Raw genomic sequence first — 21,152 nt, forward strand, 5'->3', positions numbered from 1 at the left:
TGAGGCATCATGCGCTGTGTCATCGCCCGCTTCCCCTTCGACCTCACCAAGAGCGGCGTCCTGCAGTCCATGCAGGGTGTCAAGCCCGAGCCGGCTGGCGGCGAGTCCGTGATCATCGGCCGCCGCACCTACCCCGCCAAGCAGGTCGGCCAGGTCATCACCCGTCAGGACCGCCGCGACTTCAGCGCCGGTGAAGTCCTCCGCGCCATGGCCAAGCTCGGCTTCACCTGCCGCAGCCTCCCCCAGAACACCGCGCCCGCCCGCGGCCTCGACCCCCTTCAGCATGCTTCCGCGGTGCTCGGCTCCCCGGCCGTCTGACCGGGGATCAGCGGGCGCCGGCACCGGCTTGACGGGGGAGGGGCCTGACCGGCGCGTGCGCCGGTCAGGCCCCTCCCCCGTGGCATGGGGTTTCAGGCATGGTTCGGGGGTCGAACGCCGGGCTCTCTTGCCAGGTGGAGCTGGCGCAAGGTGCGGTCTGCGTCCTGCCCGAGATGTTCGGAAGAAGCCAGACGCTGCCACAGCGGGTCAGGACGGCAGGGCACGGTGGCGCCCCCGACCAGCCCATTCCTCGGCGTGGGCGTCGGACAGATTGAGCCGGCGCTCCAGGAACAGCGCTCGCCAGATCCTGGCATACGGTTCGGACGCGGCGGGGGGTCAGTGATCGGTGTAGCTGAAGTCGCCCATGGTCCAGGCGCTGACGTCCGCGATCGAGACGCGGTACATCCCGCCCGTCTCCGGGATCCCGACCGTGCCCTGAAGGATCCGCGCCATGTGGAAGTGTAGATACGCGGGCGGCCCGTCCCTCCGGGTCGGTGCGGTGAAGACGGCGGAGAACTCTCCCAGGCGGTCAGAGTCCGCCAGGACCTCCGAGACCCGCTGCCTCCACACCGCTTCGGGCGCCAGCCGGCCGGTGATGACCGCGCCACCGGTGACCACCGTCAGGGACATCTGATTGCTCTGCCCGGACTCCACCAGCGTGGCAACGTCAACGAGCAGCTCGTCAAGCTTCGACATGAGAGCCGATCCTATTCACGGGTCGTCCCGTCCCCTCAACTGGTCGTGCCACCGGGCGAGAAGGGCCGTCACCGCCTGGCCACCAGAAGTACACCGCGTGAGCGAAGTCGCTCTGGCGAGTGTGTTGATCATGGGCCAGCCGGAATCTGCGTCGCTGCTGTCGCGGTCCGAGGCGCATGGGGGGTCAGAAGGGGGTGGTCCTGCGCCGGGGCTGGTGGAGTTCGGCTCTGCCGAAGAGGAGGGCGTAGCCGGAGGGGAGCTGGTTGATGATGCGGTCGAGGAGTTCGGGTCCGGCGAGCTGGGATACGGCGGCGAGGACGGCGCCGACGTTCCAGCGGGTGGTGGCGGGTGTGCTGCCGGTGCGCTGGGCGAGGTCCTTGACGAACTCCCACCCGGTGAGGGGTGTGACGGCGGGGACCTGGGCGGTGAGGACGAGGGCGGCCTCGACGGGGAGGCGGGCGGCGAGGTCGACGCGTTCGTCGCCGACGAGCTGTCGTCCCAGCGCGGTAAGGACGTGGTGGACGGCTTCGTCGGCGCGTTCGAGGGTCGGGTAGGCGCCCTCGTAGCGCACGCGCTCGAGCATCTGGGAGTAGGGCGCCGCGCTGGTGATGCTCCCGTGGGCGGGGGCTGTCGTGGTCTCGGTCTGAAGAGTCATGCCGGTGGAGATCGCCGTTCTCTTCGGGCCCGGTCCGTGGACCGGGCGGGGCGAACACGTTTCAGGGGTGCCGGCTCACCGGGGGTGGTGCGGCCGGCCGAAGAGGAGGTCGTAGCCGGGTGGGAGCTGCAGGAGTATCCGGGCGGTCAGTTCCTCGCCGGCCGCGTCGGCGGCGACGCTGAGGACGGCGCTGACGTCCCAGGCCGCGGTCCGCTCGGTGGCTCCCTCGATCCAGGCAGCCGTCGCACGTACGAAGCGTTCCGGTGAGAGAGGCTCGGTGGCCTGGAGCGGGTTGAGGAGCACCAGGGCGAAGGTCTCCGGCAGGCGGGCGGCGAGTGCGGCCCGCACGTCACCGACCAGATGGGCGCCGAGCAGCGCCAGCACGGTGCGGGCGGCGCGTTCGGCCTCCTGCGGCGAGTTGTAGTCGCCGCGCTCCTGGACCTCGTCGAGGAACGTCTGCCATCGCAGTCTCATCACGACCCCCTTGCACACGTGGATGCGGGGAGCGGAGGACGGAGGCGGTGGAGAGGCTTCCGCCCTCCGCTCCCGGTCTTTACCGCGGTTCAGCCGCTGATCTGCTTGCGGTCGTCGCCCCGGCCGATGGTGATCTTGCGGGGCTTGGCGCGCTCGGCGATCGGGATGCGCAGCGTGAGCACGCCCGCCTCGTAGTCGGCCGTGATCTTCTCGGTGTCGAGGGTGTCGGCCAGCATCAGCTGCCGGAAGAAGACGCCGAGGGGCCGCTCGGACAGCTCCATCTGCACGTCGTCGGCCTTCGCGACGGGGCGGCGCTCGGCCTTGACCGTCAGCATGTTCCGCTCGACGTCGATGTCGATCGCGTCCAGCGCGACACCGGGCAGGTCGAGGGCGATGACGTAGACGTCACCCTCACGGTAGGCGTCCATGGGAACCGCGGAAGGCCGTGACCAGGTGCCGGTCGTCCCCAGCATCTGCTGGGCAAGACGGTCGAGCTCGCGGAACGGGTCGGTGCGCATCAACATCGCGAAACACCTCCAGTGGGATCAGGCAGTGACTGCCAATGCGCTTCATCTGCCTCCGTTGTAGCATGTCATCGAAACGACGACAAGCCGACTGTCAACGGATGGATGACATGATGAAGAGGACGTGATCCTGTGACAGGAGCCGACCAGCCGGTCACTTTTCCTGCGGCGCTCGTCGCCCTGGCCGCGATCGACGATGCGGTACGGGCAGCCCGGTCCGCGACCGCCACCGACCCGACACCCCACGGCTCCTCGGAGGAAGCGCTCGCCGCCCTCCTCCTCCTCCGTGAGCTGCGCGAACAGCTCGCCGCGTGGGAACCCGGATTCATCGAGGCGGCCCGGGACGCCGGCGCCAGCTGGGCCGACCTCGCCCACCCCCTCGGCGTCACCAGCCGCCAGGCCGCCGAACGCCGCTACCTCCGCGTACGCCCCGGCAACCCCGGCACCACCGGAGAACAACGCGTCCAGACGATCCGCGACCGCCGAGCCGCCGAGCGCACCGTCACGGCCTGGGCCCGATCACATGCCGCCGACCTGCGCCAACTCGCCGGACAGATCACCGCCCTCGACACCCTGCCCCCGAACGCGCGGGCCGACCTCGCCGCGGCCCTCGCGGACAGCGACCCCACCCTGCTCCTCGAACCACTCGCACGCACCCACACCCACCTCACCCGCCATCCCGACCTGGCCACGCGCGTCGGCAACCTGACCCGCCACACCGAAGACCTCCGCGACGAAAGCGACCGACGCCGCTCCCACCCACCACACCCCTGACCCGGCGTAGGGCCGGCCCCCGGAACGTGCCTCAACCGAGTCATGGACCCGGTTGCCCTGCCGGGACAGTGCACGACTCGAGATCGCTTGGTCAGATTGCGCTGCGGGGAGGAACGCCACGCCGACGCTGTTGCCCAGTGCTGTGACGCAGGCAAGCGCTGAGGGGACGGAACTGCTGGATGAAGGACGGCCGCGCGCATCCGGCGGCGGTACTCGACCACCCCGTGCTAGCCGCGCCGGTTCGGGCCACGCGTTGGATCCGTTCCGCGAGGGCAAGGGCCGGCAGCGGCTCCAGGGCAACATCCTCACATCCCGGAGGCGTCCAGCACGGGCGGGAACTCCCTCGCCGGGGGCCTGGGAGAGTGACAGGTCGCCCAGCAGTCCCTCCATCGGGCTGCCGCCCGCGTTGAAGTAGGCGGTGAACCAGCCGTGCGTCGCTTCCGAAGCCTGAGGGACGACCATCCGGTCGCCTCTGGCGATCACGGGCGTCACCGGCGGGTTGGTGTCGCCCATCGCCTCGACCATTCGTACCCCCCACTCCCCCACCAGCACGACAAGCCGCGCCCTGCCCCGGCCTGGCGGCGCTGGGGCAGCTTGCGTGCGCTGTCGACCATGCCGGCCACGACCGCGTCCAGACGCCGGTAGGTGAACGGGTCCGGGGCGGACGTGCTGCTCGCGGCCCATCTGGCGCGCGACCTCCACCTCCCGGGCATGCCCACCACCACCGCTCCGAGAACTCGTCCCGCATGGACGTAAGCGAAGCGCCAACGTGGCGTTAGAGGAGAGGCCGAGGATATTGACACACCGGGGACGCCGGGGCGTTGGCTCACCCTCGTCCCCGGCACGATCACGCCACTATGCAAAGGAACATGGATATGCGCAGACTCAAGAGTGCCCTCGCGGCAGTTGCGGCCCTGGCCGCCTTCGCCGGGGTTGGTGTCGCGGCGACGCCGGCGCAGGCGGCGACCTACTGCACGAACAAGAGCCAGAAGTTCTTCTGCGAGTACGGCATCTCGACCACGACGTTCCCTGACGGGACGAAGGAAGAGTTCGTCGTCGGCGCCGATCATGCGGTGTGGACGAACTGGACCTACACCGACGGCTCCTGGAACGGCTGGGTATCCATGGGCGGGTGGGTGAAGAGCGGGATCGACATCGACTATCTGCGGGACAGCCCCTACAACTTCACCATCGCTGCCATCGGCAGCGACGACAACTACTGGTTCCGGGAGCGCTACACCAACGGCTCCTGGAGCAATTGGCAGGTGAGCTGCAACGTCAACCCGAACGGTCCGGGCTGCCCGTGACCGCCGCAGGTGAGTGAGGCGAGCTGGACGCCCTGAAAGCTCGCCCCCAAGGGCAGACACGACGGCGTGTTCTCCCTGATCGCGGTGTGCGAGGTTCCCGAGGCCGCGGCATCGCACTCGAAGACCTGAGTGGGATCCGTGACCGCATGCGGGTCACGCGGCGCCCTGATCCAGGACTCGTTGGTCCGCCATCTCAGTAGCCGTTCGGGACACCAGCGCACTCCAGGGGCTCGATCTTTCGGCAGAGCTCGTGGGCTCGCGGATGAACAAGCGGTCGACCCTGGAGCGCGCGCCGTACCGATCGACGTCTGGCAAGCCGTCGCTGGTTTCGCGGTGGTCACGGAGGCGCCGGGCTGCGCCGCTCTTGACAGAGGCCTCAAGGGCCCGGGGACACAGCGGCATCAGCCCGGCACCCGCGTCATCACCGCGAGCCCCGCAACGGACAGCGATGCCGCTCTTTGAGGCGGCCTTGACGGCCCGGGGGGGGATCCAGGCATTCGCTGTCCTGTGCGAGCAATCGTCCCGGGTCGTTGCATGGGCCCGGGCCGTCTGCTTACTCACTGGATCAGGGGGATCACGGCGGCCCCTCGCCCGTCGACCGGCCCGTCCCCGCTCCAAGCGCCACCTGATCGTCGACCGCCACGTAACCCCGCCCGCTGTGACGCTGACCGGCGGAAACCGGCACGCCGTCACCCCAGCTCCTGCCCCTGCTGGACGCCGTCCCATCGATTCGCGACCGGCGGGGACGCTCCGCCGCAAAACCCCGGTGTCTCGGTGCGGATGATCCTGGGCATGCGCGGCGTGACGCCGAGCATCGAGAAGATCATTGGGGCTGAGGCCCCGCTGGCCGCGCTGCAGGTCGCCGAGCAGCGCGTTGGAGCCGAGCGGGGCCGGTGGGGCAACAAGGGCGTCGCCGACTCGTCGGTTGCCCGCGTCCCCACCGCGGGCGAGCCAGACACGTTCTCCTCCATTCGCTCGGGCTGCTGGGGCAGCCACGGAGGCATGTGCGCCTACTGACAGCACGTTGGAGACTCGCTCTCAAGGGCATGGGCGACGACATGTGCGAGGCCTGCCACCAGACCCGCCACGCCAGTTCTGATCCGGCCACGGGGGAGGATCGGAATGGGGCCCTGCGGACCGGGAACCGGTACCGAGGACCTCGTCGTATGTCCAGGAACTCGCCTGCGCCACACGGTTACCCCGATGCGGCTGTCGCAGTGAAACCTCCCTGGCTGCCGTGGGGCCTTGAGTAGACGGGGAACTCACTCCTTCGACCGGACGCACGAGATGGTCCGTGACCGTCGCACACAAGGAGAAGTCCATGGCACAGCAGACCTTCGATCCCAACAGGCTCACGTTCGAGCAGGGAGTGGAGCGGATCAAGAAGGCTGTCCGCGAGAGCGGACTCGACGTCGAAGGCCGCATCATCACGTCAAGGGACGCGGGGGTCGATGAAGCGATCAAGCTTCTCGAAGTCGACAATGTCCCGCCGGGGTTCCGCAAGTGGCAACTTCCGGTGTACATGGCCTGTGAGTCCCAGCTCTACATCACGGTCGCCGAACCGGGTGCAAAGGCGTCCCCGCACGCGCACAACGGCGGTGCCGGCATCCGGTTCATCGCGGGCGGATCGATCGTCTACAACGGCCATGAGCTCACGGCCGGGGACTGGATGTACATCCCGGCGGGCACGGAGTACTCCTTCGAGGTCGGCCGTTACGGCGCGCTGATGTGTTACTGCTACTGCTGTTCCTGCGCCTGAACAGCGGCGCAAACGGAGAGTCGGGCGAGCTGCGGCCCGTCAAGGCATCCGCACCAGAGGACGACCCGTAGGCGAAAGTGGCTGGTATCGAACTGTGGGGCATGTTCGGGACCTCGGTTGCCGGTCGTGTCGCGAACCTGCCACGGTGTCCGTCATGGGTGCCGAGCCTCTTACTGACCTTGCTCGTCGCTCTGCCCCAGGGGTCCAGGAGGTCCCGCGAGCGGCGGCCCACGCCGCCGCTCGCGGGAATCTCGCGGCAGCGGTAGATGCCGAGGACGAGTTGCGTGGTCACCGGCTGCTCGCCGTGGCCACGTCGGCCCGCATGAGCTCGGTCACGAGGGACGCGACCTGTTCCCCGGTCAGGTCCGCGACATGGGTGAGTGCGCCCAGAAGGGAGCCTGGCCCGGCGACGGCACTACGAGTCGCTTGGCCTGGTGCGCCCTTCGGGCCGCACGGACTCCAGCTACCGAGTGTGCTCCGCGGAGGGCACTCGGCGGAGTTGGCTATCCGACACTGTCAGCGGAGTAGTACCAGGTGTTGTTGTCGTACACATGCGTGTAGCGTCGGCGGCGGGCTGATGAGCCGGTGACCCTGTCTGGTCGCCTGTTCTGGCGTGCAGTACGGGCGGCCAAGCGTGACCTGGGACTGACGCTCGCTGTCGCTCAGGCGGTGGTCCTCTGTCTATCTGACGATGCAGCCGCCTGACGTGAGTGGTGCACCGCGCCGGCGATCACGCATTGCCCCGTGGCGGACACCACCGGTCAGGAACTACAACGTCTCCATGAGTTACGGCAGTTACCGGCGGCACCGCTGGTGATGGGCTTCGAGACCAGCAGCACATGTGGGCTCGCGGCCGTAGTGGCCGCGAGCGCGCGGAGATGGGATACGGCACCCTGCAGCAGCCCCAACACCCAAGCAAGCGCGCTTCGTTCTCTCGTGCTGTTCCAACCCGTACCACCGCCCAGACGATGGGGGGCGGGGCGGTGCGCATCATGCCGGCCTGGAACAGCGAGTCTCTAGGGAGCGGCTGATACCAGGGCCCAAGGCCGGCGTATTGCTGGCCACTATGCTGCTGCAGCCCGGCATGCCGCAGTCGGTCGATCGCCTCATGGCCGCTGTGTGGGGCGACCATCCGCCCCGAACTGCGCTCGCCTCGCTGCACAACCTTTTCGCACGATTGCGATCTTTGCTCGGCCCAGAGAGCCGCAGGCTGCAGAGGAACCGGGGTTCCTACTCCCTTCGGCTCTGCCCCGGCGAACTTGATGCGGAGGTCTTCAGCACGCACCTCGTATGTGCTCAGGACATCCTGCGCGCGCGTGACTGGGAGACCGTCGAGAAGGAGAGCGCCGCGGCACTGTCCCTGTGGCGTGGCCGGCCGGTGGCCGAGTTTCCTTCCCTTCACGGTGCGCCGGAGGTCGCGCACCTTGTCGAGCAGCATCTGCAGGCAGTTGAGATGCGGTTCGAGGCTCACCTCCGCACAGACCGCCACCGAGAGGTCACCGCCGACATCGCCCACTATGCCGCCACGCATCCGCTGCGCGAGCCGTTCCACCGTCAGCTGATCACAGCTCTGCACCAGGGCGAGCGCACCGCCGACGCCATCACCGCGTACCACAGCCTGCGCCGTTCCCTGGCAGACGAACTCGGCGTCGACCCCGCCCCGGCCACCCAGCAAGTCTTCCGCAAGGTGCTCGCCCCGGCTTCACCTCGCGCCGCCCGGGGCAGCTCGCCCGCACTGGATCCTCAGCCGACAGCCTCACACCAGCCGAATGCCACCCACCCCGGCGATGCAGCCGCGGATTCGGAGCTCGTCCGCGAGACAGCGTTCCAGATCCCCCGTGACATCGGGGACTTCACCGGCAGGTACGGGGAACTCGCCGCCCTGCGCGAGCGTCTGCTGACGTCCGGGGCCGACGGCCTGCCCTCGGTCGTCGTCATCTCGGGCATGGGTGGTATCGGTAAGACCACCCTTGCCCTCCACGCCGCTCACGGCATCCGAGGCTCGTTCCCCGATGGGCAGCTCTACGCGGATCTACGGGGGCTTCGGATCAGGTGCCCCCCGTACCGCCCACGACCTGCTCGCCCGCTTCCTCACCGACCTCGGTGTCCCAGCCCATTCATTGCCCGAAGACACCGACCACCGGGCCGCCCTGTACCGGGCCACCCTCGCCGAGCGCCGCGTCCTCGTCTTCCTGGACAACGCCCGCGACACCGCACAGCTCGCCCCCCCTCCTCAGAGGCAGCGGCCCCGGCGCTGTAGTCGTCACCAGCCGGCACAGACTGACTGGTCTGGCCGCGGCCACCCACATCACGCTCCAGCCCTTCGCGGCGGACGAGCAGCACCAGCTGCTCGCCGCGACCTGCGGCCCCGAACAGCTCGCCGCCGAATGCACCGCCACCGAGCAGATCCTCACGGCCTGCGCCGGACTGCCTCTCGCACTGCGGATCGTCGGCGCACGTCTGGCCCACGGCGGACGAGCAGTCCCCGCCACCGCCGACCGCCTCAACCGGGCCGGACATCGGCTTACTGCACTCACCCTCGACCACCTGGATGTCATGGAGGTCTTCCTGATGATTTACCAGGCATTGAGTGACAGCCCGCGCCAGGCGGAGCGCGATGCAGGTCGTCGGCGAGGGGGTGGCGGGCGCGGCCTTCCGCCGCCTGGGCCTGTGGCCCGCCCAACCCTTCTCCACAGAGGCGGCGTCTGCCCTCCTCGATCACCCGATGGAGCAGACCCTCGGCCTCCTTGAGATCCTCGTCAGCACTCATCTCCTGCAAAGCCCCACACCAGGCGCCTACCGGTTCCACGAACTTCTGGGTGAGTTCGCCGCCGAGCGGGCGGGCCAGGAGGAATGTCCCGACGTACGCCAGGCCGGTCTGCTGCGGATCATCGCGTGGTACCGGGCAGCAACCCGACAGGCCGACTTGGCCACCCGCACCAGAGCGCATATCGACCCCGCTCCGGACCCCGGCGCTCCACTGCCGGAGTTCACCGACACGGATCAGGCACCGGCCTGGATCACCGCGGAGATGCCCGCCATCCAGAATGCCGTCCGAACCGCCGCCGCCATCCGACCCGAACTGGCCTGGCCCACCGCCGACACGCTCTTCGGCTGGACCCTTGCCAACTGGTGGGCCATCCAGTACCGGTGACAACCGGTCAATGAAGCGCTCGCCGCCGCCCAGCGTGCAGGCGACCTCCGGGGTGAAGCCCAGATGGAGCAGTTTCTCGGAGTGGCACACGGAGCCTCCTACCGCAGCGAGACCAGCCTCGCCCACCTCGCAGCGGCGGGCCGCTCTGTACGAGCAGATCGGTGACATCAAGGCACACGCCAGATCCCTGGCGAACTTCAGCCAGGCCTGAACCCAGGCCGGCCGGATGCAAGAGGGACTGACAGCGATACGGCGCACGATCGCTCTCCACTCGGAGACCGGACCTCCGCCGGTCGCGCACCTTCACTCCCTCGGCGCACTGCTCCTTGGCTCGGGCGACGCAGCAGGTGCCGAACGAGCATTCCGCCAATGCCTGGGCATCGTCCGCGACGAGGGCCAGGCCCTGTTCGAGACCATCACCCTCGTGACCCTCGGCGATTCGCTGCGCCGAAGAGAGGGCGTCCGGTGGCGGCGTAGACGAGGACCGCGCCCAGGCGGAAAATGTCATTGATCGCCGAAGAGGAGGCCGACCTCACCGGCGTACCCGATTCACTCGTCGCTCTCGTGCGCGCGTGTCTGAACAAGGACCCGGCGCAGCGGCCCACACCCGCGCAGGTGATCGAGCGCACCGCTACGGACCGGGCCGAGGAATGGCTGCCCGGGTCAGTACTGGCCCATCTGGGGCGCCGGGCAGCAGAGTTGCTGGACTTCACTCCACAGCCGCGAGGCGCGCAGCCGGACCCACGCGCCCAGCCTTGCCTCCTCAGCCGCTCAGTCTCAGTCTCAGCCGACCTCGTACCCCCCTGCCGCCGGCTTCATCACCGGCTCCGCACGCCCCGATCCCGTGCGACGCGGACAACGCGCCGCCGCCGTACCCGGCCGGCTGGTCCGCCCCCGCCCGGACGACACCGGACCGCCGGGGAGCGAGCGGTCTGCTCCTCGTGAAGAACGGCCGCGTAAAACGCGTACCGACGGAGTTTCGCGGACTGGAGCTGCTACAGGAGATCAGCCGCCTGCTTCGGGCCGAGAACGTCACGATGACAAAGCTCGGCACGGACCTGACCCTTTGGCATGTCGATGGCGCCGGGCGGACACCCAATCCGGGCGCGAGCCGTCTCATGGCCGAGTACGGCTTCGAACCGGTCACCGGGGCTGCGGTCGTGGCCGGACCCATCATCGGCCACATGCCGTTCCCGCTGGGCAGCGAAGCGACCGAGGACCTCGCGCTCCGTCTGGAGCGGTGATCCTCAACCAGCACGGGATCGATCGCCCGCTTGCAGACGGTCTCACCCAGACAGCCCGGCTCGCCCGGCTCGCCGCGTCCGGCTGCGGTGTTCACGGGGGCCGGGGCGAACGACGACCAACGAGTTGTGGGCCGCCGCTGACCGCTGCGCACTATGCCGGAGGCCGGTTCGTGTACGACTCTGGCGTGCCCGACCGGCCTGGTGGCTCGGTGGCAGGGTGGCAGGGTGAACGGCACGTGGCCATCCGCACCGCTCCCCTGCAAACCTGGCCACCGGCCCCGGCCACCGGCCCCGCTCGGCGTCGCCCGCGGCAGTCCACGGCCGCGTCTCCCTCCCGGCTCACCACGGGAGGCCACTGGCGGGCGCGGGGAGACAAGCTCACCACGAAGACATGTCCCTCCCTCATGCCACCCTGAACGGGCCCGGTGGCGCCCGTCTTTCAGTCGAGGTCGATCGTGAAGCGCCTCGTACCCGGAGCGATCGTCTCGGCGTGGACCGAGCCACGAGCCCGGTCGTATTCCCCGGTTCCACCGGTGATCCCGTTGTCGAACGCGGGGGGAGGGCCCGGGTTGAGATGGCCGAAGACCATCCCCTGCACCGAGATCTGGCCGCCCGGGAGGGTGTAGGTCACGATGCACACCTCCGCTCCGCCGTTGGCGACGCGGGTGGTGTCGCACGTGCCGCCGGTTTCGCCGACCTGCTTGCCGTCCTGGTCGAAGAGAGTCGAGCGGAAGACGGTCCGATCGCCCTGGGCGGGGCTGCCGCCGGGGTTGACGGGGAAGCGCGACTGCTCCGCGAGCCGGCCGATGAGTGTGATGACCTTGCCTTTGTCCTTGGCGCGGGCCGCTTCGGTGTCGGTCGCAGCGGTGGCCGCGACAGGGACGCCGGCGAGAAGGGCGACCAGCGCAGTGGCCGTTCCGAGACAAGCTGCTCTGATGGGGCGCATCAAATGGCTCCTAGGGTTGAGGCTCATGGATGTCCGGTGACACATCCATAACCTCAGCTCTGCCGCGCCCAGCACGACCACCTGAGGATCCGACCAATCGGACGAGCCCGGGACGAGAGAGGGCGGTCGGCCCGGTCTTGGTCTTCGGTGACACAGGCGCCCCTCCCCACGCAGAGCACGGTGTCGACGGCGCGGCCGTGGTCGTCGGCCGCGGTGGGCGTGCGCCGCAGCACGCAGTGCCGGGACGGGGGCCGGGGCCGGGGGCCGGGGGCCGGGGGTCTTATAGGGCCCTTTCCCCGTTCATCCCCCTCGGAGACACTGTCACCATGCCCGCCGTACTCCGCCGCCCCGCCACCGCCCTGCTCTGCGCGCCCGTCATTCTCTCCGCGACCGCCTGCGGTCCGTTCCTGGGCGACCTGACCAGACCCGGGATTCTCGGCAGGGCGATCACGGCGACAGAGGCGGCGAAGTCCGTGACCGTTCACACCGACGTGCTCTCTATGGCGGTACCGATGAAGGGCTACGTCTCCCGCGACAACCGGGGCAACTGCACCGCCAAGATGTCCTACGGCCCGGCGGGCACGGCCGAAGTGATCAAGATCGACGACAAGGACGTGTACCTGCGCCGCGACGAGTCGCTCCTGCGGATGCAGGAGCGGCACCGGAGCCCGGAGGACCTGGAGGCCCTGATCGACGATCTCAGGGGCCGCTGGACGAAGCCGTCCGTCGACGGCCCCGACGCTCCGGACGAACTGGCGCTCTGCGGCGGGAAGAGAACCTCTACCTGGTTGGAGAACGGCTGGGAGGACGACTCCGCGAAGGGCGAGGTGACCACCGTTGAGGGGCGGAAAGCGCTGAAGCTGGCGAAGCCGGTCGGCAGCGACGGCGAGACGACCACCGTCTACATCGCCGCTGAGGGCCCGCCGTACCTCCTGAAAATCGTCACGACGGGCGGCGAGGTGTCGGGGACGACCACGTTCTCGCACTACGACAGGCCGGTCGAGGCGAAGGCCCCGCCGGTCGAGGATGTCGTCGTCACCGACTGATCATCAGAGGGTCTGCCGGACCCACACATTGGCTTGAGGTAGGCCGCTCAGCAGCACGAGGCTGCGCAGGGGGCGCCGCCGTCCGGCGTGGCCGCTGCACAGCCTGGGCAAGGGGCGGGATCCGCAGGTGCCCGGATCGAGCACTCGAGGGCGGGGCACCGTCGGGCAACCGCGCCGCGCCGCGCACGGTCCACAACCCCCAGTCCCATGCCTTCGGCGGGGTACCACGGCCGTCTGAATCTCGCATGAGCGCGCGCCTTCGTCATGCCCTCCTTTCTGGACGACCGGTGCATGTAGGGCAGTAGTCCCACGGGGAATGTGAGACGTCATGCCCATCGCCGCGACCGGCGGAGCTCGATGCCGCGCTCGGTCCGCGCATCGATCCGGAGCCCGTTGAGGCCGTGGATCTCGTCGCGTTCGATGTCCACCTGGCTTTGTTCATGAGAACGAACAGCAGATGTTCACCACTTCGGGAGGCACCACTGTCTGGCGCCGTTCGATTGCGGAGCAAGTCGGAGACCGGCTACCGACACCTTGGGCAGTTCGCTGGAAGAGGCCAGCGTGCATGTGCCGTGTGAGGTTCTCGAGGATCTCGCGCAACCACGAACTGTGGACGGCCGGCAGCCGGAACAGGTGGGTCCAGCCGCCCTGGTCGCCGGTGGCGATGCCCTCTGATGGCCTCCGCGGCCGCCGCGCTGGGGCTCACCTCGCTCACTCTGGCCGGTGCGGGCACTGCGCCCGCGCAGGCCGCGGTGAGCGACTGTCCGTCGGGCTACTTCTGCGCCTGGCCGGACGACCGCGCCACCGGCTCGATGTTCAAGACGAACACGAGCAAGGCGACGCTGGGCACCTGGGACAACAAGCTCGTCAAGGTCGTCAACCGCACGTCCCTGATCGCCTGTCTCTACGACGACCCGAATTACGGACGCTCACAGGGCTACACCACCATCGAGCCCGACCCCATCGCCACCAACTTCAGCTCGGACAGCGACTTCAGCTCGGTGAAGCTCGTCCGTACCGCGCGGGAGTGCGAGACGACCCCCTACCCCGGCTGGTACGCGGCGACCGCGCCGAAGCTGTCCGGGTTCGGCGACATGAACGCCGACCGGAGGTCGGACATCCTCGTCAGGGACACGGTCGGCCGCCTGTGGTTCCTGCCCGGCGACGACACCGGACGTCTGGTCGGCAGCGGCGGCTGGAACGCCCTCGACGCCCTCACCCGGCACGGCGACTTCAGCCGTGACGGCCGGGAGGACGTGATCGCCCGTGAGAAGTCCACCGGCAAACTCTGGCTCTACCCGGGCCGGGCCGGCGTCCTCGGCGCACGTGCGCTGGTCGGCAGTGGCGGCTGGAACGGCATGGAGTCGATCCTCGGTGTCGGTGACTGGTCGGCCGACGGCCGGCCCGACCTTCTCGCGTCGAACGGCGACTGGCTCTCCCACTACCGGGGAACCGGTACGGGCGGCCTGCGAGTCGGCGACGAGATCACCGGCGGCTGGTGGGGCCTGAACGGCGCCCTCTGACCACGTGCGAACCCTACGTGGGGGCCTTCGCCTCGAGGCAGTGGCCCTCACGCAGCAGGTGACCGTCGCCCCGGTCTCCTGCGCCCCGGCCGGCTACCCTTCGGCGTCCCACTGGCCCACGACGCCGGGGAGTTCGACCCGGGAGCGGATGCCCAGCCTGGCGAAGACGTTCCTCAGGTGATGGTCGACCGTACGGGGGCTCAGCGTCAGGCGGTCGGCGACCTCCCGGTTGGTGGCGCCCTCCGCGACGAGGCGGGCGATCCGCTGCTGCTGTGGTGTCAGCCGTCCCCAGGCGACAGGGGCCACGGCACCGCCGGCGGTGCCGCCGGTGGCACGCAGTTCCGACCGTGCGTGCTCGGCCCAGCCCTCCGCGGCCGCACGTTCGAAGGTGACGAGAGCGTCGCGCAGCGGGCCGCGCGCGACGCCGGGGCGTCTACGGCGCCTCAGCCACGTTCCGTAGGCGAGCAGGGTGCGGGCGCGTTCGAAGTCGTTCGCGCAGTGGTCGTGCCTGCGGACGGCCTCGCCGAACCAGTACGCCGGTTCCTCGCCCTTCGCGAGCAGCGCCCGGCAGCGGGCCAGCTGCGCGGGCGCCGCGTTGTCGATGCCCTGGACGGCCCAGACGGCGTACTCCTCCGCCGCCGCAGCGGCCTCGGCCCGGCGGTCGGCCGCGACGGCCGCTTCCACGAAGCAGGGCACGACCAGCATCCGCAGCGCGAAGTGGCCGCCCCTCGGGCCGGTCCGGACGAGCGGAGCAAGCCGCGCCGCGGCCTGTGCGGCCAGACCACGCCCCAGCTCTCCCCGGGCCAGCGCCCATTCGGCGAGGGTCGCGGCCTGTACGAGGCCATGAGGGCGGGCCGTCTCAAGAGCCCGTCCGGCATGCTCCACCACCGCCCGCTCGTCGCCGACTACCGAGGCCACCAGGGCCAGGACGGCGTGCTGGTGGGCGGCCACGTTCCGCTGCCCCGCCAGCTCCGCCGCCCGCAGCCCCTCCCGTGCGGTGTGCGCCGCCCGGCTGTACCGGCCGCCCCGGAGTTCGGCGTAGGCGAGGTGTTCGAGGACGCGGGGCAGCAGGGACGTACGGCGCTCCGCGCGGGCCCGGGCCAGCGCACGGGCGTGGACCCGGGTCGCCGCGGTGGTGTCGCCGAGCACGAGTGCTGCCGATCCCGCCCGCAGGAGCAGCCTCGGGTCGTCCTTCACGCCGTCCCGCGCGACCACCCGCGCCAGAGGTGGCCGGGCATGGTCCAGACGTACGGTCAGGGCGGCGGTCAGCCCGTCGGCGAAGTCCCGCTCCGTACCGCGGGCTTCCTTTCCGACGTCCAGGGCCGTCAGACAGGCGGCGACATCGCCCGCGGCCCAGGCGGCCTCCATCGCGAGGAACCGGGCGTCGGATGCCTCGACCGGTGCCCGGTCCCGTAACTGCTCGGCCGCCTGCAGAAGTGCCTCGAAGGCGTCCATGACCGGGCCCCCGGCAAGGACGGCCAGCCCTCGCACGAGTTGCGAGCGGCCGCGGACCACCGGCGCGGGGGCGCGCCCGGCGGGGGCGGATGCGGGTGTGGTTGGTGTGGCGGGGGCAGCGAGTGCGGGTGTTGTGGGGGCGGGGCCGAGGCGGTGGGCGCGATGGTTCTCGCCCCGCGTGAGCGCCGCCCGCGTCGCCACGGCCGTACGCATCGGGCCGGGCCCCTCGGCCGCACGGACCCGGCGCCGCCAGCCCGCCGGTGCCGAGAGACGAGCGGCGCGCGCGAGGAACGGATCCTCGAAGCGCAGGACGTCGCCTGTGCGGTTCAGCAGACCGTCAGCGAGGAGGCCGTCCAGCGCTTCGACGGGGGTACGGGTCGCCCGCGCGCCGGAGCGTACGGACTCGATGCCGACCTCGTACGCCGTGCACCCGGCCGTATCCCCTGTGCGGTCCGTCAGGGCGACCAGGGCCACCAGGCTGAGCAGTCGCCGGGAGTCCGCGGGCAGACGAGCGAGCAGACCGCCGTACACCTCGGTGAGGACGGTGCCTTCGGCCACCGGTGACGGCAACGACGCGACACCGGCGAGTTGGGCGGCCGTGAGGCGCCGTGCGACGGCGACGAGGAATCCGGGGTGTCCATCTGACTCGTCGAGCAGGCGTTGAACGACCGGTGGCGGGGGTGGGGCCGTGCACAGGTCGGCCAGCAACGCCCTGGCGCCGTCCCGCGTCAGCCGGCCCAGCCGCACGGTCTCCGCCACCGGTACGTCCGGCAGCCGGTGGTGACGAGCGACCGAGACGAGCCAGCCGGGGCGGGCCGCCCCGCCCCATTCGGGGCGGCCCGAAGACGGATGCCCGAAGGGGCGCCGGTCGAAGTCCCGCCAGGCCGCGGCCAACGCGGCGCGCGAATGAGCGTCCCACAGGTGCAGGTCGTCGAGACAGATCAGCGCCGGACGGCCGGCGAGGAGCTCGGCCACCGATGGGCCGAGCCCCTTCTCGCCGCGCGCCAGACGCAGCGCCCGGCGCGCGTCCGCCGGGGTGGGAGCGAGGGCGGCGAACAGGGCTCGCGCGCCGCTCCACGGTCCGCGATGCCGCGGCGCGGCGACACGGAAGGCCGTACAGGACGGCTTCTCGGCCCGCGTACGAGAGGCCCGCTCGGCTCCCGGCTCGGCACTCGGCTCGGCTCTCGGGTCGGTTCCCCTCTCGGCTCCCGGCTCGCCTCCCGTCTCGGCTCCCGTGTCAGGTCCGGCTGCCGCGGTCGGTCCCACAAGGGGAACAGCGGCAACGCCGGAAGGTGCAACGACGGCGGGAGTATCGGAAATCTCGGCAAAGTCGTCGACCGCCCGAGCGAGCAGTGCGGTGCGTCCCTCGCCCGGGTCCCCGGTGACGAACAGAACACCGCCGACTCCCGCGTGGACCCGCGCCGACAGGCGTGCCACCGCCGCGAGTTCGGCCGCCCTGTCGTACAGCCGCGGGTGTCGGCGCGGGGTTGCGGCGTGCGTCGTTCCGCTCACGCCCGCCACGTTACCGACCCGTACGGGACGGTGGAAGGTTCCCGGGTCTGGACGGTGGCCCAGACCCGGGAACCCTGCTCTGTGACGGAGCACAGGGTGTCAGGAGCCTAGCGGGCAGCTGCCCCGGTACTCCTCGATGGTCAGGCTGGGCCGGGGCAGCGGGCAGAGGAACTGTTCGTAGCGGGTGTCGTCGTCGATGAAGCGCTTCAGCCACGCGATGCTGTACTTCGCGATCGTCGTGTTCGAGGCGTTCGGGGTGAAGTGCGTGGCGCCGTTGAGCTCCAGGTACGCCTTGTCGAGCGAGGCGGGGAGGCTCTCGTAGAAGGGCTCGGAGTGGGTGGCGACGGGCGCGATGGTGTCGCCGTCGGCGCCGATGACGAGCGTGGGTGTGGTGATCTCGGGCCAGGTCTTGTCCGTGTTCCATCCGGTGAGGGGCACGGCGGCCTTGAGGGACGGCCGGCTCTTGGCGGCTTCGAGGGTCCCGCCGCCTCCCATGGAGTGCCCCATGACGCCCAGCCGGGCCGGGTCGACGCGGCCCCGTACGGTGCTGCGCTGGGTCAGATGGTCGAGTGCGGCGAGGAGTTGCCGCCCGCGACTGTCGGGCTGGTCGAGCGTGGTGATCGTGTCGATGGTGAAGACCACGAAGCCCTGGGAGGCGAGCCGCGGCCCCAGCCAGGCGATCGAGGACTGGCTGGCGGTGAATCCCGGCGAGATGACCACGGCTCCGAAGGTGCCGTCGCTCGTGGAGGTCGGGTAGTAGATGGTGCCGCCGCCGAAGCCGGTGGCGGCGAGGGAGGAGACGGTGGTATCGGCGACGGCGTAGGGGCCGCGCAGCGCCTCGACGCTCGCGGTGGTCGGCGCGGGACCACGCTCGTAGGGGTTTCCGGCGGAGGCGGCTTCGGCTGCGCGGACGCCGGGGGCTCCGGCACCGGCGGCCTGGACGCCGGGGGCGAGGAGCAAGGCGAGGCAGGCTGCGGCGGCGGTCGCGGCAGAGGCTGGGGCAAGGTGTCGTCTCACGACGGAGTCGTCCTCTCGTGTCGTGGGGCGACCGCCCTCCGAGGAATCCGGTCGGCGGCCGCGGGGTGAACTGGCCCGGCCACTGTCCGGGCACCGTGGCACGCTCGCATCGGCAGAATCACCGGCCTTCGGGGTATGGGCGGCCTGCCGCCCGCTGGATCGACTGCCCTGGCACCACGTGGGGCAGCGCTCCGCCCGCTGCGATGACGATGACGAGGACGAGGACGCCGTGGACGGGACGCCGTGGACGAGGACGTCTACGCGGATGCACGGGTCACGGCCACACCCGGGCTCAAGGGCGGCCGGCTTCGAGGGCGCGTCGTACGCAGAGTTCGGCACGGAGGACTCTGGCGACACCCACGGCGAAACTGCCACGGGTACGGACGTGTGGCCTGCTGCTCCAGGCGTGACCGCGTGGGTTCCGACCTACAACCGGGCGACTTCAACCCGACGCCCTGGGGGATGTGCGACTGCCCTCGCGAGCCAGCCAGATCCGGGGACACTGTCCGGCAGCAGGTCACGTGCCGTGGATCTATCGGAGTATCAGGTCATGCGGGCGTCTGTGGATCTACGCGTCCGAGCATGTCGGCGAGGGGCGTCCCGCTTCGTGCTGCTGCGATGCGACGTGCCCGCAACTGGGCCCGCGTACGGGGGCGGAACTTGGGTTCCCTGCCGCAGCCGCACGGTTCGCGGCCTTCGTAACGCAGTCCGGCGTCCAGCACCGCAGCCACGACGGTCCACGCCTTGGTGTCTCGGCGCCGTGGTGCCGCGAAGTCATGGCCGGCACAGAGCATTGGCTCGGCGCAGCGGGGGCATCGGTGTGCGTCGCCGGGCCCGGGGTGCCGCTTGAACGCCACGCGGCAGGGCACGCAGGCGTAATGCAGCTTGTAGGGCTTGTCGGCGTAGTAACACACGAGAGGAACGTACCCGGCATGGTGGCGGCTGGCGAGGCGGTTTTCGTGGTCGGGTGAGGATGCGGGTTTGCAATAGTCCGAACGAGGCTCGGCCATACACTGCTCCCTTGAGTGTTCTGACCGGGTTCACGTTCACTTCGGCAGCACCCGAAAGATCACAACGAGTCAGAAAAATGCACGGCAACAGTCGTATCGAGGCTTCTGAAAAGTGAACTTCACCGTAACCCCTCAGAGTGTGACCAGTGCCTACGGCCTGGACGGCGTCATCTACTTCCCGCACAGTGGCGTCACCGGCGTTGACGCGCGTACCGCCGACTTCCTCAGCACCGTGGGGCTTCCCACTTCCGAGGTGTTCACCTCTCGCATGGACGTCGAAGACCCCTATGCTCCGGACGTCGACGCCATCACGCTCGGCAGCCGGTTCGACCACTACGGTCTGCAGTGTCCTCTCGAGAGCCGCTCATGGTGGAGCGTGGGATACCTGTTCACCTCGCTGCTCGCCCTCGATCCGAAGTCGGGCAAGATCTACGCCTTCCCCGAGGGCGCGGTCGACTACATCGAGCTCCACCGCGACATCGAATCACTCGTCTTCGCTCTCATCGAACTCCGGAAGGTCGAGAACGACCACGAGAGCGATGCCCACCCCGAGGAACTCGCCGCCCGGTTCCGGGAAGTCGTCGAGGCCTTCGACCCCACCCCGTTCGAGAATGATGAGTCCCAGTGGAACCTTTCCCTCGAAGAGCTCGAGCAGGGCATCTGGTAACACTTCGACCCGCGAAATGTGCTGATCGCCACCATGCCGATACATGTACTGGGCACGCTCGGCCTCACCGGTGTCACGTACTTCCCCCATCACGCCAGTAGCCGCATGCACCCTGAAACAGCCAGGGTCCTGGCCACCGTGGGCCTGCCGTCAAGCAAGCTGTTCTCCAGCAAGCTCGACCTCGACGCCTGCGACCGGCTCGCGTGCCGGCCGACCCTCAAAGCTGCCTTCGACGCCGTCGGCGCCACCCTCCCCCAAGGGGCCGAACAGTGGGAGATCCTCGGGGAGTTCCAGTACGCCGTCGTCGCCCTCGACCCCAAGACCGGCCAGATCCACTCGTTCGCGGAGGGAGAGGAGTTTTGCGTCCCCATGCACCAGGACGTCTCCTCACTCGTCCACGCCCTCACGTCAGTCGAGACCGGTCTCGCCGAACTCAGGAAACTCCCCCACGACGACGATCAGGCCCGCGCAGAAGCCATGGAGAGCCTCCGCGAACACATCACCCAGGTCGACGAGACGCCCTTCGCACACGAGGAGGGCGAATGGAGCCGGTTCTTCGAAGAGATCGCCCTCGGGATATGGGGCTGACGCGTGTGGCCCCTGCATGGAAAGGGGCCCAAACCCAGACGGAGCACGACTCGGCCAAGCTCAGCTCAGTTCAGCTCCCTCCAATGCGGTGACCGGTGACCCTCATCCTCACCGACGTCGCTCCTGTCCAACAGCCGGAGCAATGGCAGTTGCTCGGCACGTGGCCACACCAGCCGATTTCCAGCGGACGGATGGGCATCTACGGCCCCACCACCGGACCTGCCGCACCTGCCGCGGGCTGGCTCACAGGTGGGAACGGAGACGACCGGACCCTGCGACTCGACCCCGTCACGATCTACACGGTCCACGTCTACGCCAAGGGTCGCCAAGACTCCCGAGCGAGACACGAAGCCGCCATGGCCCGTGAGGAATGGGGCCTACATGAAGGATTCGAGGACTACGTTGCCGTCTTCGTACCAACCGGGCAGCAGGCACAGCAGACCAGGCCGCAGCACGCGGGGTGACGACCTGGTGCGCAATTGC

At 69.7% G+C, this 21,152-nt stretch carries 19 protein-coding genes and 2 pseudogenes; 13 read left to right on the forward strand and 8 right to left on the reverse strand.

Annotation, left to right across the window (positions count from 1 at the left end; all coding sequences use genetic code 11):
* Window positions 1-9: 9 nt before the first annotated feature.
* Window positions 10-318: an SCO5918 family protein gene (locus N5875_RS00175; protein ID WP_318212443.1), complete on the forward strand. Its 309-nt coding sequence runs from the start codon at window positions 10-12 to the stop codon at window positions 316-318.
* A gap of 336 nt (window positions 319-654) precedes the next feature.
* Here N5875_RS00175 and N5875_RS00180 read toward each other — a convergent pair whose 3' ends face one another.
* From N5875_RS00180 to N5875_RS00195, 4 genes are all read right to left on the reverse strand, one after another.
* Entirely contained in the window at window positions 655-1,014 is a 360-nt protein-coding gene (locus N5875_RS00180) for a hypothetical protein (RefSeq protein ID WP_318212444.1), read from the reverse strand.
* Between the two features lie 184 nt (window positions 1,015-1,198).
* Window positions 1,199-1,597, reverse strand: a complete 399-nt coding sequence (locus N5875_RS00185) for a DUF2267 domain-containing protein (protein WP_318212510.1) — start codon at window positions 1,595-1,597, stop codon at window positions 1,199-1,201.
* Window positions 1,598-1,744: 147 nt separating this feature from the next.
* Complete coding sequence (locus N5875_RS00190) at window positions 1,745-2,143, reverse strand: DUF2267 domain-containing protein (RefSeq protein ID WP_318212445.1); 399 nt, start codon at window positions 2,141-2,143, stop codon at window positions 1,745-1,747.
* Between the two features lie 89 nt (window positions 2,144-2,232).
* Complete coding sequence (locus N5875_RS00195; RefSeq protein WP_338490965.1) at window positions 2,233-2,667, reverse strand: Hsp20/alpha crystallin family protein; 435 nt, start codon at window positions 2,665-2,667, stop codon at window positions 2,233-2,235.
* A gap of 132 nt (window positions 2,668-2,799) precedes the next feature.
* Between N5875_RS00195 and N5875_RS00200 the strand changes: the two genes are divergently transcribed.
* From N5875_RS00200 to N5875_RS00225, 6 genes and pseudogenes are all read left to right on the forward strand, one after another.
* Window positions 2,800-3,441 carry a type III effector protein gene (locus N5875_RS00200; RefSeq protein WP_338490967.1) on the forward strand — a complete coding sequence of 214 codons (642 nt, stop codon included), beginning with the start codon at window positions 2,800-2,802 and terminating at the stop codon, window positions 3,439-3,441.
* 875 nt (window positions 3,442-4,316) lie between these two features.
* The gene (locus N5875_RS00205; protein WP_318212450.1) at window positions 4,317-4,748 is read left to right on the forward strand and encodes a hypothetical protein; all 432 of its coding nucleotides are present in this window, start codon (window positions 4,317-4,319) and stop codon (window positions 4,746-4,748) included.
* A gap of 557 nt (window positions 4,749-5,305) precedes the next feature.
* Window positions 5,306-5,530: pseudogene (locus tag N5875_RS00210) on the forward strand (IS5/IS1182 family transposase); the annotation flags it as partial.
* A 10-nt stretch (window positions 5,531-5,540) separates the two neighbouring features.
* Entirely contained in the window at window positions 5,541-5,765 is a 225-nt protein-coding gene (locus tag N5875_RS00215) for a hypothetical protein (protein WP_318212515.1), read from the forward strand.
* A 304-nt stretch (window positions 5,766-6,069) separates the two neighbouring features.
* Window positions 6,070-6,507 carry a cupin domain-containing protein gene (locus tag N5875_RS00220; protein WP_318212451.1) on the forward strand — a complete coding sequence of 146 codons (438 nt, stop codon included), beginning with the start codon at window positions 6,070-6,072 and terminating at the stop codon, window positions 6,505-6,507.
* A gap of 380 nt (window positions 6,508-6,887) precedes the next feature.
* A pseudogene (locus tag N5875_RS00225) lies at window positions 6,888-7,004 on the forward strand (MerR family transcriptional regulator); the annotation flags it as partial.
* A 1,259-nt stretch (window positions 7,005-8,263) separates the two neighbouring features.
* Here the strand turns inward: N5875_RS00225 and N5875_RS00230 are convergent.
* The gene (locus N5875_RS00230) at window positions 8,264-8,497 is read right to left on the reverse strand and encodes a hypothetical protein (protein WP_338490969.1); all 234 of its coding nucleotides are present in this window, start codon (window positions 8,495-8,497) and stop codon (window positions 8,264-8,266) included.
* Window positions 8,498-9,124: 627 nt separating this feature from the next.
* Between N5875_RS00230 and N5875_RS00235 the strand changes: the two genes are divergently transcribed.
* Both N5875_RS00235 and N5875_RS00240 read left to right on the forward strand, forming a co-directional pair.
* Complete coding sequence (locus N5875_RS00235; RefSeq protein WP_338490972.1) at window positions 9,125-9,661, forward strand: hypothetical protein; 537 nt, start codon at window positions 9,125-9,127, stop codon at window positions 9,659-9,661.
* Window positions 9,662-10,602: 941 nt separating this feature from the next.
* Entirely contained in the window at window positions 10,603-10,905 is a 303-nt protein-coding gene (locus tag N5875_RS00240; protein WP_338490974.1) for a hypothetical protein, read from the forward strand.
* A 439-nt stretch (window positions 10,906-11,344) separates the two neighbouring features.
* Here the strand turns inward: N5875_RS00240 and N5875_RS00245 are convergent, their stop codons facing one another.
* Window positions 11,345-11,851 (reverse strand): hypothetical protein, encoded by a 507-nt coding sequence (locus tag N5875_RS00245; RefSeq protein WP_318212455.1) that lies wholly within the window; start codon window positions 11,849-11,851, stop codon window positions 11,345-11,347.
* Between the two features lie 326 nt (window positions 11,852-12,177).
* On the opposite strand from N5875_RS00245, the gene N5875_RS00250 reads away from it, so the two are divergent.
* Window positions 12,178-12,897 (forward strand): hypothetical protein, encoded by a 720-nt coding sequence (locus tag N5875_RS00250; protein ID WP_338490977.1) that lies wholly within the window; start codon window positions 12,178-12,180, stop codon window positions 12,895-12,897.
* Between the two features lie 674 nt (window positions 12,898-13,571).
* Window positions 13,572-14,420, forward strand: coding sequence for a peptidase inhibitor family I36 protein (locus N5875_RS00255; protein ID WP_338490979.1), 849 nt, complete (start codon window positions 13,572-13,574; stop codon window positions 14,418-14,420).
* 93 nt (window positions 14,421-14,513) lie between these two features.
* Here the strand turns inward: N5875_RS00255 and N5875_RS00260 are convergent, their stop codons facing one another.
* Together N5875_RS00260 and N5875_RS00265 are read right to left on the reverse strand one after the other, a co-directional pair.
* Window positions 14,514-17,387, reverse strand: a complete 2,874-nt coding sequence (locus N5875_RS00260) for a helix-turn-helix transcriptional regulator (RefSeq protein ID WP_338490982.1) — start codon at window positions 17,385-17,387, stop codon at window positions 14,514-14,516.
* Between the two features lie 99 nt (window positions 17,388-17,486).
* A complete protein-coding gene (locus N5875_RS00265; RefSeq protein ID WP_338490984.1) occupies window positions 17,487-18,404 on the reverse strand; it encodes a dienelactone hydrolase family protein in 918 nt (305 codons plus the stop codon).
* Window positions 18,405-19,526: 1,122 nt separating this feature from the next.
* Between N5875_RS00265 and N5875_RS00270 the strand changes: the two genes are divergently transcribed.
* On the forward strand, window positions 19,527-20,081 hold the full coding sequence (locus tag N5875_RS00270; protein ID WP_338490986.1) for an SUKH-4 family immunity protein: 555 nt from the start codon (window positions 19,527-19,529) through the stop codon (window positions 20,079-20,081).
* 33 nt (window positions 20,082-20,114) lie between these two features.
* On the forward strand, window positions 20,115-20,669 hold the full coding sequence (locus N5875_RS00275; protein ID WP_338490988.1) for an SUKH-4 family immunity protein: 555 nt from the start codon (window positions 20,115-20,117) through the stop codon (window positions 20,667-20,669).
* Window positions 20,670-21,152 lie beyond the last annotated feature (483 nt).

The sequence above is a fragment of the Streptomyces sp. SJL17-4 genome, assembly GCF_036826855.1.
Classification (GTDB): domain Bacteria; phylum Actinomycetota; class Actinomycetes; order Streptomycetales; family Streptomycetaceae; genus Streptomyces.

Excerpts from the sequence above, each read along its gene's own strand:
- N5875_RS00175 (WP_318212443.1), top strand. The coding sequence starts at position 10 with ATGCGCTGTGTCATCGCCCGCTTCCCCTTCGACCTCACCAAGAGCGGC.
- N5875_RS00180 (WP_318212444.1), bottom strand. The coding sequence starts at position 1,014 with ATGTCGAAGCTTGACGAGCTGCTCGTTGACGTTGCCACGCTGGTGGAG.
- N5875_RS00185 (WP_318212510.1), bottom strand. The coding sequence starts at position 1,597 with ATGCTCGAGCGCGTGCGCTACGAGGGCGCCTACCCGACCCTCGAACGC.
- N5875_RS00190 (WP_318212445.1), bottom strand. The coding sequence starts at position 2,143 with ATGAGACTGCGATGGCAGACGTTCCTCGACGAGGTCCAGGAGCGCGGC.
- N5875_RS00195 (WP_338490965.1), bottom strand. The coding sequence starts at position 2,667 with ATGTTGATGCGCACCGACCCGTTCCGCGAGCTCGACCGTCTTGCCCAG.
- N5875_RS00205 (WP_318212450.1), top strand. The coding sequence starts at position 4,317 with ATGCGCAGACTCAAGAGTGCCCTCGCGGCAGTTGCGGCCCTGGCCGCC.
- N5875_RS00215 (WP_318212515.1), top strand. The coding sequence starts at position 5,541 with ATGCGCGGCGTGACGCCGAGCATCGAGAAGATCATTGGGGCTGAGGCC.
- N5875_RS00220 (WP_318212451.1), top strand. The coding sequence starts at position 6,070 with ATGGCACAGCAGACCTTCGATCCCAACAGGCTCACGTTCGAGCAGGGA.
- N5875_RS00235 (WP_338490972.1), top strand. The coding sequence starts at position 9,125 with ATGCAGGTCGTCGGCGAGGGGGTGGCGGGCGCGGCCTTCCGCCGCCTG.
- N5875_RS00245 (WP_318212455.1), bottom strand. The coding sequence starts at position 11,851 with ATGCGCCCCATCAGAGCAGCTTGTCTCGGAACGGCCACTGCGCTGGTC.
- N5875_RS00250 (WP_338490977.1), top strand. The coding sequence starts at position 12,178 with ATGCCCGCCGTACTCCGCCGCCCCGCCACCGCCCTGCTCTGCGCGCCC.
- N5875_RS00255 (WP_338490979.1), top strand. The coding sequence starts at position 13,572 with ATGGCCTCCGCGGCCGCCGCGCTGGGGCTCACCTCGCTCACTCTGGCC.
- N5875_RS00275 (WP_338490988.1), top strand. The coding sequence starts at position 20,115 with ATGCCGATACATGTACTGGGCACGCTCGGCCTCACCGGTGTCACGTAC.